Genomic DNA, 15034 nt, shown 5'->3' with positions numbered 1-15034 from the left:
GTCCGAGCGACCGAGACTCGCGACTGCGTCGCATGCGCTTCGGTCACTCGGACGCGAGACGGGCCGCGAACGGCGCTCGTAAGACTCGCACCCGCCGGGGTCGGGAGCGGCCTGAGTGCGCGATTCAACGCGGGGGCTACCGCTTCGACCGAGTGGTGGGGATTCGGCTCAGGAGGCTGTGCGTTCCTCGGTGAAGCCGGGCATCCAGGTGCGGACCAGTTGCATGAACGGCAGTTCGGCGTCGAGTTGCGCCAGGATGCCGACGGAGCCGCCGAGTACGCGGAAGATCATCACGTATTGCGCCGGGAGTTGCAGTGCGCGTGCGGTTTTCATCTCGGGGCTGGAGATTTCCGAAGCCTTGCCCGCTACCCGCTGCATCCACCTGCGGGTGAAGTGGAACGAGTCGGCCTGGATCGGGTCGGTGAACGGCCGCAGGTAGTCGGCGATCTCCTGGTGGGTGACCACTCGGCCGGGAATCACCCAGCCGTGGTCGTAGAGCAGCTCGGTGAGTTCGGCGAAGCGTTCCTCGACCGCGAGGGCCAGCATTCGGCCCAGCACCGGAGGGAAACCGTCCGGCATCGGCGCGCAGGCGCCGAAATCGATGACCGCCAGCTTGCCGTCGGGCAGCATCATGAAATTGCCCGGGTGCGGGTCGGCGTGCAGGAGTCCGACGACCTCGGGGGAGGAGAAGTGGAACCGCCCCATCAGCCCCGCGACGCGATTGCGCAACGCGCGGGTGCCCTCCGGATCCTCGGCGCCCTGCTTGATGATCGTGGAGACGGGGACGCCGTCGAGCCATTCGGTGACGATCACCTTCGGCGCGCTCGCCACCACCTTCGGCACGACGATCTCACCGTACCCGTCGAAGCCCTTGGCGAAAGCGCGCTGGTTGGCCGCTTCGTTGCGGTAGTCCAGCTCTTCTTCGGTGCGTTCGGTGATCTCGGCGAGGATCGGTTTCACATCCGCGCCGGGGATCACCGAAGCGACCAGACCGGACATGCGGTTCAGTGTCTTCAGGTCCGCGCGCAGCGCCTCGTCGGCGCCGGGGTACTGCACCTTCACCGCGACGGTGCGGCCGTCCGACCACACCGCCCGGTGCACCTGCCCGATGCTGGCCGACGCGGCCGGAGTGTCGTCGAACTCACGGAAGCGGGTGCGCCACTGGGTGCCGAGCTGCTGGTCGAGCACGCGGTGCACGGTCGCGGCCGGCATCGGCGGCGCGGCGGCCTGCAGCTTGGTGAGCGCCTCGCGGTAGTGCTCGCCGAACTCCTCGGGGACCGCGGCCTCCATCACGCTGAGCGCCTGCCCGAACTTCATCGCGCCGCCCTTGAGCTCGCCGAGCACTGTGAACAGCTGCTCGGCGGCCTTCTGATTGAGCTGCGCGTTGATCTCGGACCTGTCGCCTCCGGCGAGCTTCTTGCCGAACCCCACGGCCGCCCGTCCGGCTATGCCGAGCGGAATCTTGGCCAACTTGGCGTTGCGGGACGAGCGACGGCGCACGATCTCAGACACGTACCCATCATGGCGGAAGGACCGGCCGGTCGGCCACGGCAATCTTGATCACGCCCGGATTCGGGTGCCGTGTCCTGCGGAAACGTGCGTAGATCCGGGTGCGGGGTGAGGGGGCCCAACCACGCCGATCTTCGATCACCTCCGGATTCCGGCGTCATGTTCGGCCGAAACGTGTGCGCACCCGCAGGCGGGGTGGCGGTCCCATCCGCGGCGGTCGAGGGTGTGGGAATCCAGGTCCAGTTCGAGGGTCGCGTTCAAGGTGGCGGGGGCTCGCCGGGGTGAGCAGTCGATGATCGTCTCTAGTTCGGCCAGGGCGATTGCCGTGGTGGCGGCTATTCCGGCGGGGGAGGCGTGGCCGACGCGGCCGAGGAGTTGGGCGGCGAGGTGGGGCCAGTCGGTGTCGTTGTGCGCGCGGATCAGGTCGGCGCAGCGCAGGCAGCTGGTGACGCCCGGGAGCACCAGCGGGCCGACGACGCCCTTGCTGTCTCGGATGCGCAGCTGAAGATGCGGTATCCGGTGCAGGACCAGGTCGCTCACCAGACGGGGATCGGGCATCAGCGTGTCGGCTAGCACTACGAGATCCGCTCCCCAGGACCGCACCGTCGCCGGACCGGACGGGTAGTCCCGGGAACGGCTCGGCCGCATACCGAGCGCCCGCAAACCGGCCGACACCGCGTCCGACAGCGGGCCGAGACCGTGCACCCGCACCGTTCGCACATGCCCGGCCCGCTCCTCGGGGTGGTCGAGCAGTCCGGCTTCGTCGACCAGCGTGAGCAATGCCACGGCGCGTTCGGCATCGATGCCGCATTCTCCGGCACGCCAGATGATCTGCGGTTTGGTGCGCAGACCGTCGAGCAGACGCAGGAAAGCGACGACGGTCTCGGCGTCCATGCCGTCCGGATCGAGCACCACCGCGGTCTCCGGATCGCACCCGAGCTGGACGACACCGGTCGGGCGGACCAGGACGGTCACCCTCGGGCGCAATCGCGGACCGCGACACATCGTTGTCATGTCATCAGTATGCGGATCGCGCGATGTGCTACCGGTGCCGAAATCCTCGGTTATCCACAGGATTTCGCGTCATCCACAACCCGGATCAGGACGATGCGCCGCCCTCTTCGCCCTGGTCGGCCCCGCTGTCGTCGTCCTTGCCCTCGCGGGCGGCGCGCTCGCGAGCCTCGGTTTCGGCCAATTGCGCCAGCGGGTCGTCGAAGACGGTGGCGGCGCCGCCGATGACCGAGTCGATGAAACCGGCGGGGGAGTCCAGGTCGTCGGAATCCGGCAGCAGGTCCGGGTGCGCCCACACGCGGTCGCGGGCGGTCATGCCCGCGTCGCTGGTGAGCCTGCGCCACAGCGCCGCCGCCTCGCGCAGCTTGCGTGGACGCAACTCCAGCCCGACCAGCGTCGCGAAGGTCTGTTCCGCGGGCCCGCCGGTGGCGCGCCGCCTGCGCAGCGTCTCCGCCAGCGCTCCCGCGCCGGGCAGGCGGTCGCCAACGGCGTCGGCGACGACGACCTGAACCCAGCCCTCGATGAGCGCCAGCAGCGTTTCCAGTCGCTCGAGCGCCTGCTTCTGCTCGGGTGTGGTCTGCGGCTCGAAGGTGCCCTGGGCCAGGATCTCCTCGAGCTTCGCCGGATCGGTCAGCGACATCGGATCGATGTTCTGCGCGGCTTGCTCCATCGCGGAGAAGTCCATGCGGATGCCGCGCGCGTAGTCCTCGACCGCGCCGAGCACCTGCTGACGCAGCCACGGCACGTGCGCGAACAGCCGCTGGTGGGCGGCCTCACGCGCGGCGAGGAAGACCAGGATCTCGCTCTCCGGCTGCTCCAGCCCGGCGCTGAACTCCGAGATCGCCGCGGGCAGCAGCGCCGCGGTGCCGGTGGGGCCGAGCGGCAGACCGATATCGGTGGAGGTCAGCACTTCTTTGGCGAGCTGGCCGAGCGCCTGGCCGAGTTGCGATCCGAAGGCCAAGCCGCCCATCTGGCCCAGCATGCCGACCATCGGCGCGGCGAACTGTCTGGCCTCCTCCGGCAGCGCCGCGGTCCACATGCCCGAGATCTGCTCGGCGACCGGGTCGCACAACCGCTGCCAGGTGGACAGGGTCTGCTCGATCCAGTCGTTGGCGGTCCACGCGACCGTCTTGGCGGCGCCCGCGGGCAGGGTGGTCGCGCTGTCGAGCCAGAGTTCGGCGAGGTGCGCGGCGTCGGCCACCGCGCTCGCGGCGCCCGAACTCACCGGGGCGACGGACGAGCCGAGCTGCTGGCGGGCCAGCCGCTTGGCGACGTCGTAATTCACCGGCCCGGCCTGCGCCGAGCCCGGTTGCCCCATGCCACTGAGCATCTGGCCGAGCGAGGTCAGCATCTGGCCGAGTTGCGCCGGGTCGAATCCGCCCGCGCCGGACCCACCGATACCGAAACCGAACGGGTCGTTCGGGCCGGGACCGCTCGGCTCGTCACCGCGCTTGCGATCGTCGTCGTCGCGGTTGGAGAATCCGAAGGGGAGGTCGTTCATGTTCTTTACGTTACGCGTGTAGCACAGCATCCCTCTGTTCGCGCGGCGCGAAATCGGCGGCGGCGCGGCGGGCCGAAACGACCGCCTCCGGCCACTCGCGCCGCGGGCTGTCACTACTGTGGTCCAGGTGAATCGTCGGATCCTCACCCTGGTGGCCGCCCTGATCCCGGTCCTCGTGCTCGGTGTCGTAGGCAGTGTGCTGACTGTGCCGTACGTCGCACTCGGGCCCGGCCCCACCTTCAACACCCTCGGCACGGTGGACGGCAAGGACGTCGTCGACGTGCGAGGCACCGAGGTCGATCCGACCACGGGCCATCTCAACATGACCACGGTGTCGGTGCGCGACGGGCTGAGCATCTTCGAGGCGTTCGGCTTCTGGGCCAGCGGCAAGCACGGCCTGGTGCCGCGCTCGGAGGTCTACCCGCCCGGCGTCTCGCGCGAGGAGATCGACAAGTCCAACCAGGAGGACTTCAAGGACTCCGAGGGCAACGCCGAGGTCGCCGCCCTGCACTATCTGAACCTGCCCACGGTCGTGCTGCTGCGCAAGGTGGCCGACGACGGGCCCGCTCGCGACGCGCTGCGCGCCGGTGACGAACTGATCAGCATCAACGGCACGCCGGTGACGACGCCCAAGGACGTCGTCACCGCGGTCGGATCCCAGGCGCCGGGCAGCACGCTGACCGTGGTGTTCCGCCGCGACAACGCCGAGCAGACCGCGACGATCGTGCTCGGCGCCCGCCCCGACGACCCGGCCAAGGGCTACCTGGGCGTGACGCCGGGCGAAGGCGCGCGGCCGCCGCTCGAGGTCGCGTTCAACCTCGCCGACATCGGAGGTCCGTCGGCGGGCCTGATGTTCAGCCTCGCCCTGATCGACAAGCTCACCCCCGGCGAACTGGACGGCGGCAAGTTCGTCGCGGGTACCGGGACCATCGATCAAGACGGCAAGGTCGGGCCGATCGGCGGTATCCAATACAAGATGATGGCCGCGCGGGAGGCGGGCGCGGAGACCTTCCTGGTTCCCGCGGCCAACTGCGACGAGGCCAGGCAGCGGACTCCCGACGGCCTGCGGCTGGTGCGCATCGAGAACCTCACCGGCGCGGTGCAGTCGCTCAACGAGATCAACACCGGCAAAGAACCGGTCAGCTGCGGGTGACGCCGGAGCGGTGATCCGCACCGGAAGCCGCGCGCATCTGCCCGGGCGCTCACCGCGGCCACGGCGTGATCCCCGCGCAGGCGAACGACCCGCGTTGTCTGCGCGTGATGCAGCGGCGTCGTGCCGTGGTCTGCGAGGCCGGTAGTTCATTCGAGCGTGTGGTGCAGTGCCTCGACCAGATTCGGCGCCAGGTTCGGGTAGGTGCGCAGGTCGAGGTCGCCGAAATCGTCCGCGTCGTCCTCGGGGCGCAGCTGCAACAGGCACAGCGACGCGCCGTCGCGCAGCACCGCGGCGAACAACCTGGCCTCCCTGCGTTCCGGGTGGGCTTCGGCGGCGGCGCGCGCGGCCGCGTCGGCGGCTTCGTGGTCGGCCAGCAGCGGGGCGAGCGCGTCGTCGAGCGTCGACTCGGCGTCCGGCGGGAGCACTACGATCTCCTGCACCAGCACGCAACCGCGGACGGCGGGCGGCCAGCTGGTGGTGGCCAGGAATTCGTCCAAGGCGATCGAGCCGCCGGTGATGTCGTCCGGGAACGCCTCTTGGGCGACCGGCGTCAGCTCGCCGCCCTCGTCGAGTTGCTCCTCCAGTTCCGGCTGCGCCGCGACCAGGTCCGCGGTCGGCACCAAGGCGAACATCTGCGGGGGACGGCCCCACCCCTCGGCGTCGACGAATTCCGCCACCTCCCGGACGGATCGGGCGAGGACGAGTTCGGCGTGCAGGTCTGGGGTCACCCGAACATCCAATCAAACCGCCGGTGAGCGCAGCCGCAAACCCGGGCGAACGGTTCCCCGGCGCGGCAAGCGCAACCCTGCCAGCTGCATGGTGTCCGATTTCCGTAGAGTGGGCCGGGACGGTCCGGAAGGACCACCCGCAACATCGGACTGCGGCGCATCGGCCGGGCCTCTCGGTGCGAGCGTCGCCGGACCTTGGAGAGTGGCATCGTGGGCATGCGGCCCCCCACCGGCTTACCTTCGCTGTCCCGACGCAGCCGTGTGCTGCTGGTGGCGGCCATCGTGCTCGCGGCGCTGCTGCTGCTCGGGCCGCGGTTGACGGACGCCTACACGAATTGGCTGTGGTTCGGCGAGGTCGGCTTCCGCAACGTGTATCTCACGGTGCTGCGGACCCGGGTGCTGCTATTCCTCGTGGTGGCGGCCTTCGTCGGACTGGTGGTCTGGCTGGCGCTGCTGCTGGCCTACCGCTCCAGGCCGGTGTTCGTGCCGGTGGCGGGCCCGAACGATCCGATCGCGCGCTACCGCACCACCGTGATGAGCAGGCTGCGGCTGTTCGGCGTCGGCATCCCGGTGCTGCTCGGCCTGCTGTCGGGCCTGGTGGCGCAGTCGAACTGGGTGACGGTGCAGCTGTTCCTCAACGGCGGATCGTTCGGCGAGAAGGACCCGGAGTTCGGCCTCGACGTCGGCTTCTACGCCTTCGACCTGCCCTTCTACCGCATGGTGCTGAACTGGCTTTTCGTCGCGGTGGTCATCGCGTTCTTCGCCAGCCTGGTCACCCACTACGTCTTCGGCGGGCTGCGCCTGAGCGGCCGCGAGGGCACGCTCACCCGCCCGGCGCGCATCCAGCTCGCCCTGCTGGCCGGGTTGTTCGTCCTGCTCAAGGCCATCGCCTACTGGTTCGACCGGTACGAATTGCTCTCCAGCAGCCGCAAGGAACCCACCTTCACCGGCGGTTCGTACACCGACATCAACGCGGTGCTGCCCGCCAAGCTGATCCTGCTGTCCATCGCGGTGATCTGCGCGCTGGCGTTCTTCGCCGGCATCGTGCTGCGCGATCTGCGGGTGCCGGCGATGGCCGCCGCCCTGCTGGTGCTGTCCTCGATCCTGGTCGGCGCGGTGTGGCCGCTGGTGGTCGAGCAGTTCTCGGTGCGTCCGAACGCCGCGGACAAGGAGAGCGAGTACATCGAACGCAACATCGCCGCGACCAGGCAGGCGTTCGGCATCACCGACGACAGGATCGATTACAAGGACTACAAGGGCGAGAGCAGCAAGAGCCCGCTCGAGGTGCCGGTGGACGCCGCGACCATCGGCAACGCCAGGCTGCTGGACCCGAACATCCTCTCGCCCACCTTCACCCAGCTGCGCCAGCTGAAGAACTTCTACGGCTTCCCGGAGTCGCTGGACATCGACCGCTACAACCTCGACGGTGACGTGCAGGACTACATCGTCGCCGCTCGGGAGCTCTCGCCCGCGGCGTTGAGTGGCAACCAGACCGACTGGATCAACCGGCACACGGTGTACACCCACGGCAACGGATTCGTCGCCGCGCCGGCCAACCGGGTGAACAAGCCGCCGTCGGACGATCCGAACGCCGCGGGTGGCAGCGGCGACGGCGGCTATCCGATCTTCATGGTGAGCGACCTGTTCACCCCCGCGGACAAGCAGCGGATCAAGGTGGACCAGCCGCGCGTCTACTTCGGCGAACTGATCTCGCAGGCCAACCCGGACTACGCGATCGTCGGCGCGATGGACGGTCAGCGTCCGCGTGAGTACGACTCCGACACCGCGCAGTACACCTACACCGGCAAGGGCGGCGTACCGATCGGCAACTGGTTCAATCGCCTGGCCTTCGCGGCCAAGTACGCCGAGCGCAACATCCTGTTCTCCTCGGCCATCGGCGACGACTCGAAGATCATCTTCAACCGCAGCCCGCGCGAGCGGGTGCAGAAGGTCGCGCCCTGGCTGACCACCGACGGCAACGCCTACCCCGCGGTGGTCGGCGGACGGATCGTCTGGATCGTGGACGCCTACACCACGCTGGACAACTACCCCTACGCGCAGACCACCTCGCTGGAGGGCGCGCTGGAGGACAGCATCGACAAGAAGACCGGGCGGCTGCTGCCCCGCAAGGCGGTCAGCTACATCCGCAACTCGGTCAAGGCGACGGTCGACGCGTACGACGGCAGCGTCACCCTCTACGAGGTCGACTCGTCGGATCCGGTGCTGAAGGCCTGGCGCGGGGTGTTCCCCGGCGCGGTGAAGCCGGAGAGCGAGATCTCGCCGGAACTGCGGGCGCACTTCCGCTATCCGGAGGATCTGTTCAAGGTTCAGCGCGAGATGCTGTCGAAGTATCACGTGGACGATCCGCGAGAGTTCTTCACCAACAACGCTTTCTGGTCGGTTCCCGCCGACCCGACCACCGAGGGCGGGACCACCGCCAACCAGCCGCCGTATTACGTGCTGCTGGGCGATCCGAAAACGAACAAGCCCACGTTCAATTTGACCAGCGCGATGACCGGCTACAACCGGCCCTATCTCGCGGCCTATATCTCGGTGCGTTCCGACCCGGACGGCTACGGTAAATTCACGATCCTTCGATTGCCAACGGACACACAGACATTGGGTCCGCAGCAGACACAGAACCGGATGACGACATCGCCGGAGGTGTCGCGGGAGAAAACGCTGCTGTCCAATTCGAACAAGATCAAATATGGCAATCTGCTGACCCTGCCGGTCGCCGACGGCGGCATTCTCTATGTGGAGCCGTTCTACAACGAGCGCAACACCGGCCCGAACACCGCGACCTTCCCGCAGTTGCTGCGGGTGCTGGTGAGCTATCGGGACGAGGCGGGCAACGTCAAGGTGGGCTACGCCTCGACCTTGGCGGACGCGCTGAACCAGGTGATCCCCGGCGCGGGCGCGCTGGCGACGCCGTTCGGCGGCGACTCGGGCACCAGGCCCAAGCCCGGCACCACTCCGGCGCCCGCCGAGCAGGGCAACAACGGGACGAGTAACGCCTCGACGCCGCCGCCCGCCTCGGCGCAGCCGCCGGCGACGGGCTCGTCCGCCGCAAAGGACGCCGCCGCGGCCGAACTCAACCGCAAGATCGAGAATGTGCGAAATGCGATGCGCAGCGGGAATTTCCAGGACTTCGGCCGGGCGCTGGACGAGCTGGAAGCCGCCGTCAAGGCCTACCAGGACGCCGGTCGCTGAGTAGCGCCGTTTCCACGGGCACAACGAAAGACGCCGCCATCATCGCGATGGCGGCGTCTTTCGTTCGGCGCGGAACGCGTCAGCGACCGAGGGAGTCGATCAGCGCGCTGTTCTGGCTCAGGATCTGCTCGACCTGACCCTTGAAGCCGTACTGCTCGGCCAGCTCGCTTGCGGCGGACTGGGCCTGCTCGACCAGGGACTGCGCGGCGCTCACGGCGGGCTGGGCGGGCTCGGGCACGGTGGGAAGTTCCTCGGCCCGGACCAGCGGCTCGGGCTCGGAGGTGCCGGGACGCAGGTACTTGCCGCACGTCGGCCACGCGCCGGGGCCCTGGGTGGCGAGCACGTTCTCCGCCACGCGGATCTGCTCTTCCTTGCTGGCGGTGTGGGCCGAGCCCCTGCCGCCGTTGGCGGCCCAGGTGCTCTGCGAGAACTGCAGGCCACCGTAGTAGCCGTTTCCGGTGTTGATCCCCCAGTTGCCACCGCTCTCGCACTGCGCGACGCCGTCCCAATCGTGGGTGGCCGCAGAGGCGGAAGCGGTGGAGAATGCGAACGGGACGGCAACAAGAGCGCCGGTGATGGCGGCGAAGCCGATGGCGCGGGTGCTGATCTTCCGGTTCTCGGTCATGGTCGTTTCCCTCCCTGCGCCCGCCGGCACGGCGATCGAAGCTTTTGCCGTGCCCCTGTCCCCAGGTCGTCGGGGATCCTCGAACCGCGGGACAGGGTCACCGGTGTTCGGCGGTTCGAGTTCGAGCCCGTCTCGGATGATCCGGGCCGTGGAGTGACGGTAACGAAGAATTCTCAGCAGATCACATCTTGATAACGCCGGAATTGCATGAAGCGAATAACCCGAATATCGGTGTTTTACCAGCTGGGAAACGCTGTCAACACGCTGAATCTTGGTGAAGTTATCGCATCGTTATGTGAGTGAGATCACCACGATATGGTGAAATAGGTCACGTTTGAAGTGGGTATTCAGTGGTGAATCTTGTGGGCGCGGTGCCGTGGCGGGGAATATCGCCGCCATCGGATTGCCGCAGGGCCTTTCCGGCTCGGAGATGGGGCCGCGGGGATGTCGCGTGGTCTGTTCAACTCCTCGAAACCGTCCCTGAGCTGGCGATTTGCAGACTTCGCGAACCCGTGTGTAATGTTGTGTTCACCGACGCGGGGTGGAGCAGCTCGGTAGCTCGCTGGGCTCATAACCCAGAGGTCGCAGGTTCAAATCCTGTCCCCGCTACTAGGAACGGCCCCGGAACACTGGTTCCGGGGCCGTTTTGCGTTTGATCTGGAAGTGCGTCGTCTTGTCTCGGCGGCGGCGGATCCGGTGTCGATGGCGGGGTGGTTGCGGCGGGTGTGCTCGGACGCGTCCCCTGCGTCGAACCCGAAGGGGGAACGCATGCCGTGAAGCCTCCGACGGGACGGCCGGCGAACAGGGCGGCATTGGTAGGCGAGATGGCGTACCTGTCCCGCGCCCTCGGTTGGGATGCCGAGCGCGCACGGCGCGATCCGCTGTGCTGAAGGATGTCCGCGCTGCCGTGGGTGGCGCCCGCTCCCCGCCGGAGAATTGGCCCCGCCGACCTCTTGACTAGCGGAAAATGTGGAGGAAACTGGTCATTACACCGGAACAACGGTCGGTGAGCGCACTGTCAGCTGAGACGTCGGCAGGCAGTGAAGACACCGATACGGGATCCGGCTAGGCCCCCGGCAAGCCAGTCGAAGACCGGAGCCGTCAGCGACGACTGAGGCTCACGGAACGACGAAGACTACCGGGGACTGATCTGTGTAGGGGGTCTTTCGCCTGGGTTTCCAGGCTCGCGAACTGGACCGGAGTGCTCGGCCGAATCGCCCACTCCAACGGAATGCTGATGGTTGACTAGCCGTGTGCCGGCTGTCTCGGCCGGACATCGGCAACCCGTATCAGGAGGCACCCGCAATGCCCACTCATGACGGAAGCTGGCCGCAGGGAACACCGTGCTGGGTCGACTGCCAGGTCGACGACCCGGCACGCGCCCGCGAGTTCTACGGCGAACTCTTCGGCTGGGACATTCAAGACAGCCCGCCCGAGGCGGGGGGTTATCTGATGGCGATGCGCAACGGCCGGGCGGCCGCGGGCATCGGGCCCAAGCCGGAAGGCATGCCGATGCCGTCGGTGTGGACCACCTACCTCGCCGCCGACAGCGCCGACGCCATCGCGGATAAGGTGAACGCCGCGGGCGGCTCGCTGATGATGCAACCGTTCGACGTGCTCGATGTCGGCCGCATGGTCGTCGGCGCCGACCCCACCGGCGCGGTCTTCGGCATCTGGGAGGCCAAGGCCCACAGCGGCGCGGGGATCTACAACGAGCACGGCGCCTACTGCTGGAACGAGCTGCACACCAGCGACTACAAGCAGGCTCAGCAGTTCTACGCCGAGGTGTTCGGCTGGCACTACACCGAGATCGGCGACGGCGAGAACTTCGTCTACTCCACCTTCAGCCTGGCGCCCGACGGCGACGCCGTCGGCGGCATCAACGATTCGACGAAGATGCCGGGCGACAATCCGTCCTATTGGCTGGCCTGGTTCCAGGTCGGCGACACCGACGACGCGCTGGCCAAAGCGCGCGATCTGGGCGCCACCGTCATGACCGGGCCAGACGACAGCCCCTTCGGCCGCATGGGCATCGTCCAGGGGCCGCAGGGCGAGGTGTTCGGCGTCATCGATCCGACCAGGACCGTCGGGGAGCCGCCGACCGGCGCGTGAGTCGTCCGGCGGCGACACCCGAGCCGCCGCGCTCGGTTGTCGCCGCCGCGGCAATCGTGGTTTCGGCGGGGGTGTCGACGGGCTCCGCGGCTCGCGGCGAGAGAGCGTAGGGCGCGGTCGACACGACTCGTGCACGACGCTCGTGCCGACGGGTGCGGCGATTGGTCGAGGTCCGGGCGACGGCCGGTATACCCGGGTCAGTCGGAGCGCGCCGATCCCGGCGCCACCAGGCCGTGCTGATGGGCGTAGACCACGGCGTGGATGCGATCGCGGACGCCGAGTTTGGCGAGGATACGGGAGACGTGGGTCTTCACCGTCTCCTCGCCGACGCCGAGCTGCGCGGCGATCTCGGCATTGCTGCGCGCGTCGGCGAGCAGCAGCAGCACCTCGAGTTCGCGGGCGGTGAGCTGCTGGACCTCCGGCGGGGTGCGCGGCGGTGCGAGCGTGTTCGCGAAGCGGGAGACCAGGCGGCGGGTCATCGAGGGGTCGATCAGCGCGTCGCCGCGCGCCGCGATCCGGATGGCCGTGACCAGTTCTTCCGGCGGCAGGCTTTTCAGCAGGAACCCGCTCGCGCCCGCTTGCAGGGCGCGATACAGGTTGGCGTCGCTGTCGTAGGTGGTGAGCACAAGGACGTGGGTGCCCCCCGCGGCGACGATCGCGGCGGTGGCGGCGAGACCGTCCAGCTTCGGCATCCGCACGTCGAGGATCGCGACGTCCGGGCGCAGCAGGGCGGTCTCGCTGATCGCGGCGCGGCCGTCGCTCACCTCGGCGACGCAATCCAGGTCCGGCTGGCTGTCGACGACGGCGCGCAGGCCGGAGCGGAACACGCTGTGGTCGTCGGCGATCAGGACGCGGATGGGCGGGTTCACGATCCTCCGATCGGCACCGACACGGTGGTCTGCCAGTGCGTGGCGTCGCGGCCGTAGTCCACTTCGCCGTCGAACAACTCCGCGCGGCGGCGGATGCCGTTGAGTCCGCGCGGCACCGAGGTGCCGGTGGTGACCGGTCCGGGAGCGAGGGGGTTGGTCGCGCGCAGCACGACCCGCTTCGGCAGGTACTCCACCTCCAAGCGCGCGTGCGTGCCGTCCCCGTGCCGCAGCGCGTTGGTCAGCATCTCCTGCACGATCCGGTACAGGGTGATGTTCAGCGAATCCGGCAGTTCCACCGCCTCGCCGCGCACGTTCGTCTCGACGTCCAACCCGGCGGCGCGGACGTGCTCGATCAACCCGTCGATGTCGGCGAGGCCGGGCTGGCGCTGCCCCTCGTCCTCGCGGCCGTGCAGCAGGTCGAGCTGGCGGCGCAGATCCACCATCGCGGCCCTGCTGCTGGACTCCACCGCGGACAGCGATCGGGCGGCGGCCGCGTTCGCCGTGCCGCCGAGCGCCAGCCGCGCCGCACCAGCGTGGATGCCGATCGCGCTGACGTGATGGGAGATCACATCGTGCAGGTCGCGGGCGATGGCCGCCCGTTCCTCGGTGACCGCGCGCTCCACGGCCGTCCGGTGCTCCTGCTGCCGCAAGCGCGCCCGCTGCTCCAGATCGGCGATGTAGGAGCCGCGCGCCGCCGTATAGCGGCCGACCAGCCAGGGCACGCAACCGGCGGAGACGGTCGTGGCGAGCAACAACCTCCAGTCGTGCGCCGCGGCGCTGTCGGTGAACAGGTGCGCCCCGGCGACTCCCGCGCACAGCAGCAGCATGGTGAACACGGAAGTCGGCCCGGCCAGCCATGCTCCCGCGCGGTATCCGGCCACCAGGAACCCGACGTCGGCGAATCGCACCGGGAATCCGTGCCGGTACAGCAGCAGCGCGGCCAGCAGGCGCACCAGCACCTGCACGACCGCGACCACGCCCGCCGTCCGGGGCGGCGCGGCCAAGGCGAGATCGGCGGCGACGATCGCGATGATGGCGGCGACCGTCTGCCACGGCGCCACCGCGAACACGCCGCACAGGCCGAGCACCACCGCGTCGATGGCGGCGGCCACCACGGCGACGACCACCGACTGACGCGCCAGCGACCTGCTCACGTCCAACAGTTCGTCACCGCCTCCGTCTGGTTCCGGTGCCCGTCCTGAGGGTGATCCTAATGATCGGAACCTCCCCGGAAGACGACGCACGGTCGACAACTCTGCCGGTGCGCCTGCGCGCCCGCGTCCCCCGCGCGGGGGACGCGAAGTCCCTCGGCGGCGCGATGTTTTCCCAGGCACGAGCCCGTAGCGTCGGAGGCCGACGGCAGACGACGAAGGAGTACCCATGGGCCGTGTGGAGTTCGAGTTGCTGAGCTATGCCATACCAGCATTCGCGGTGCTCATGCTGGTCGAGTGGATCGCCTACCGGCGTGATCCCGACCGATCCGGCAACGGAGGTTCGGCCCGCGACACCGCCTCCAACGTGGCGACGTTCACGTTGGGCCGGTTGACCAAGCCGCTGATGCAGTACGTGGTGCCGTTCTCGGCGGTGGTCGTCGCCGCGGCGGTCACGCCGCTGCACCTGTCGCCGCGATCGTGGTGGGTCTGGGTGCTCGGCCTGATCGTGACGGATCTGTGCTACTACTGGGCCCACCGCGCCGATCACCGGGTGCGGCTGATGTGGACCGCGCACAACGTGCACCACTCCAGCGAGCACTTCAACCTCTCCACCGCGATCCGCCTCTCCTGGCTGCATCCGGTTCCGAACATCCTGCGCGGCCTGGCGTGGGTGCCCGCCGCGCTGCTCGGTTTCCCGGCCTGGATGATCTTCCTGCTGCAAGGCATCGGGCTGCTCTACCAGTTCCCGATTCACACCCAGCGGGTCAAGACGCTGCCGCGCCCGATCGAGTTCCTGTTCAACACCCCCTCGCACCACCGTGTGCACCACGGCTCGAACAAGCCCTACATCGACAAGAACTACGGCGGCATCCTCATCATCTGGGACCGCATGTTCGGCAGCTTCGCCGCCGAGTCCGAACCGGTTCGCTACGGCCTGACCAAGAACATCGGCACCGACAATCCGCTGAAGGTCAACTACCACGAACTCGCGGCGCTGATCCGCGACGTGCGCGGCGCGAGCACCTGGCGCGGGCGGCTCGGGTACATCTTCGGCCCGCCCGGCTGGACCGAGCACCCCGCGACGCCCGCCGCGGTGGCGGAGCCGTCGCCCGAGGAGCGCGTCACAGCCGTGCAGCTCGCGTCCTGATCGACCGCTGTG

General features: G+C 68.7%; 11 protein-coding genes and 1 tRNA gene. 5 read left to right on the top strand and 7 right to left on the bottom strand.

Going from position 1 to position 15034, the window contains the following annotated elements:
• Positions 1-168: 168 nt before the first annotated feature.
• From ACWDMM_RS12805 to ACWDMM_RS12795, 3 genes are all read right to left on the bottom strand, one after another.
• The gene (locus ACWDMM_RS12805; RefSeq protein WP_449937404.1) at positions 169-1512 is read right to left on the bottom strand and encodes an ABC1 kinase family protein; all 1344 of its coding nucleotides are present in this window, start codon (positions 1510-1512) and stop codon (positions 169-171) included.
• 135 nt (positions 1513-1647) lie between these two features.
• Positions 1648-2523: a hypothetical protein gene (locus ACWDMM_RS12800; protein ID WP_195081926.1), complete on the bottom strand. Its 876-nt coding sequence runs from the start codon at positions 2521-2523 to the stop codon at positions 1648-1650.
• A gap of 85 nt (positions 2524-2608) precedes the next feature.
• Entirely contained in the window at positions 2609-4021 is a 1413-nt protein-coding gene (locus ACWDMM_RS12795; RefSeq protein WP_195081925.1) for a zinc-dependent metalloprotease, read from the bottom strand.
• A gap of 127 nt (positions 4022-4148) precedes the next feature.
• Between ACWDMM_RS12795 and ACWDMM_RS12790 the strand changes: the two genes are divergently transcribed.
• On the top strand, positions 4149-5174 hold the full coding sequence (locus tag ACWDMM_RS12790; protein ID WP_357108157.1) for a YlbL family protein: 1026 nt from the start codon (positions 4149-4151) through the stop codon (positions 5172-5174).
• A gap of 146 nt (positions 5175-5320) precedes the next feature.
• On the opposite strand, the gene ACWDMM_RS12785 is transcribed toward ACWDMM_RS12790, so the two are convergent.
• A complete protein-coding gene (locus tag ACWDMM_RS12785) occupies positions 5321-5902 on the bottom strand; it encodes a PPA1309 family protein (protein WP_195081923.1) in 582 nt (193 codons plus the stop codon).
• Between the two features lie 210 nt (positions 5903-6112).
• Between ACWDMM_RS12785 and ACWDMM_RS12780 the strand changes: the two genes are divergently transcribed.
• Positions 6113-9115, top strand: a complete 3003-nt coding sequence (locus tag ACWDMM_RS12780; RefSeq protein ID WP_357108160.1) for a UPF0182 family protein — start codon at positions 6113-6115, stop codon at positions 9113-9115.
• A gap of 79 nt (positions 9116-9194) precedes the next feature.
• Here ACWDMM_RS12780 and ACWDMM_RS12775 read toward each other — a convergent pair whose 3' ends face one another.
• Positions 9195-9740: a transglycosylase family protein gene (locus ACWDMM_RS12775; RefSeq protein ID WP_195081921.1), complete on the bottom strand. Its 546-nt coding sequence runs from the start codon at positions 9738-9740 to the stop codon at positions 9195-9197.
• 535 nt (positions 9741-10275) lie between these two features.
• On the opposite strand from ACWDMM_RS12775, the gene ACWDMM_RS12770 reads away from it, so the two are divergent.
• A tRNA-Met gene (locus tag ACWDMM_RS12770) sits at positions 10276-10349 on the top strand.
• Between the two features lie 696 nt (positions 10350-11045).
• Entirely contained in the window at positions 11046-11852 is an 807-nt protein-coding gene (locus ACWDMM_RS12765) for a VOC family protein (RefSeq protein ID WP_357108163.1), read from the top strand.
• Positions 11853-12049: 197 nt separating this feature from the next.
• On the opposite strand, the gene ACWDMM_RS12760 is transcribed toward ACWDMM_RS12765, so the two are convergent.
• Together ACWDMM_RS12760 and ACWDMM_RS12755 are read right to left on the bottom strand one after the other, a co-directional pair.
• Positions 12050-12721, bottom strand: coding sequence for a response regulator (locus ACWDMM_RS12760; RefSeq protein WP_195081919.1), 672 nt, complete (start codon positions 12719-12721; stop codon positions 12050-12052).
• On the bottom strand, positions 12718-13875 hold the full coding sequence (locus ACWDMM_RS12755; protein WP_357108167.1) for a sensor histidine kinase: 1158 nt from the start codon (positions 13873-13875) through the stop codon (positions 12718-12720). Before ACWDMM_RS12755 ends, ACWDMM_RS12760 begins: the two co-directional genes overlap by 4 nt.
• A gap of 226 nt (positions 13876-14101) precedes the next feature.
• Between ACWDMM_RS12755 and ACWDMM_RS12750 the strand changes: the two genes are divergently transcribed.
• Positions 14102-15022 (top strand): sterol desaturase family protein, encoded by a 921-nt coding sequence (locus tag ACWDMM_RS12750; protein WP_357108170.1) that lies wholly within the window; start codon positions 14102-14104, stop codon positions 15020-15022.
• Positions 15023-15034: the final 12 nt, after the last annotated feature.

The organism is Nocardia sp. NPDC003726 (assembly GCF_053586955.1).
This window is presented reverse-complemented; position numbering and strand designations above follow the sequence as displayed.

Excerpts from the sequence above, each read along its gene's own strand:
- ACWDMM_RS12800 (WP_195081926.1), bottom strand. The coding sequence starts at position 2,523 with ATGACAACGATGTGTCGCGGTCCGCGATTGCGCCCGAGGGTGACCGTC.
- ACWDMM_RS12795 (WP_195081925.1), bottom strand. The coding sequence starts at position 4,021 with ATGAACGACCTCCCCTTCGGATTCTCCAACCGCGACGACGACGATCGC.
- ACWDMM_RS12775 (WP_195081921.1), bottom strand. The coding sequence starts at position 9,740 with ATGACCGAGAACCGGAAGATCAGCACCCGCGCCATCGGCTTCGCCGCC.
- ACWDMM_RS12765 (WP_357108163.1), top strand. The coding sequence starts at position 11,046 with ATGCCCACTCATGACGGAAGCTGGCCGCAGGGAACACCGTGCTGGGTC.
- ACWDMM_RS12750 (WP_357108170.1), top strand. The coding sequence starts at position 14,102 with ATGGGCCGTGTGGAGTTCGAGTTGCTGAGCTATGCCATACCAGCATTC.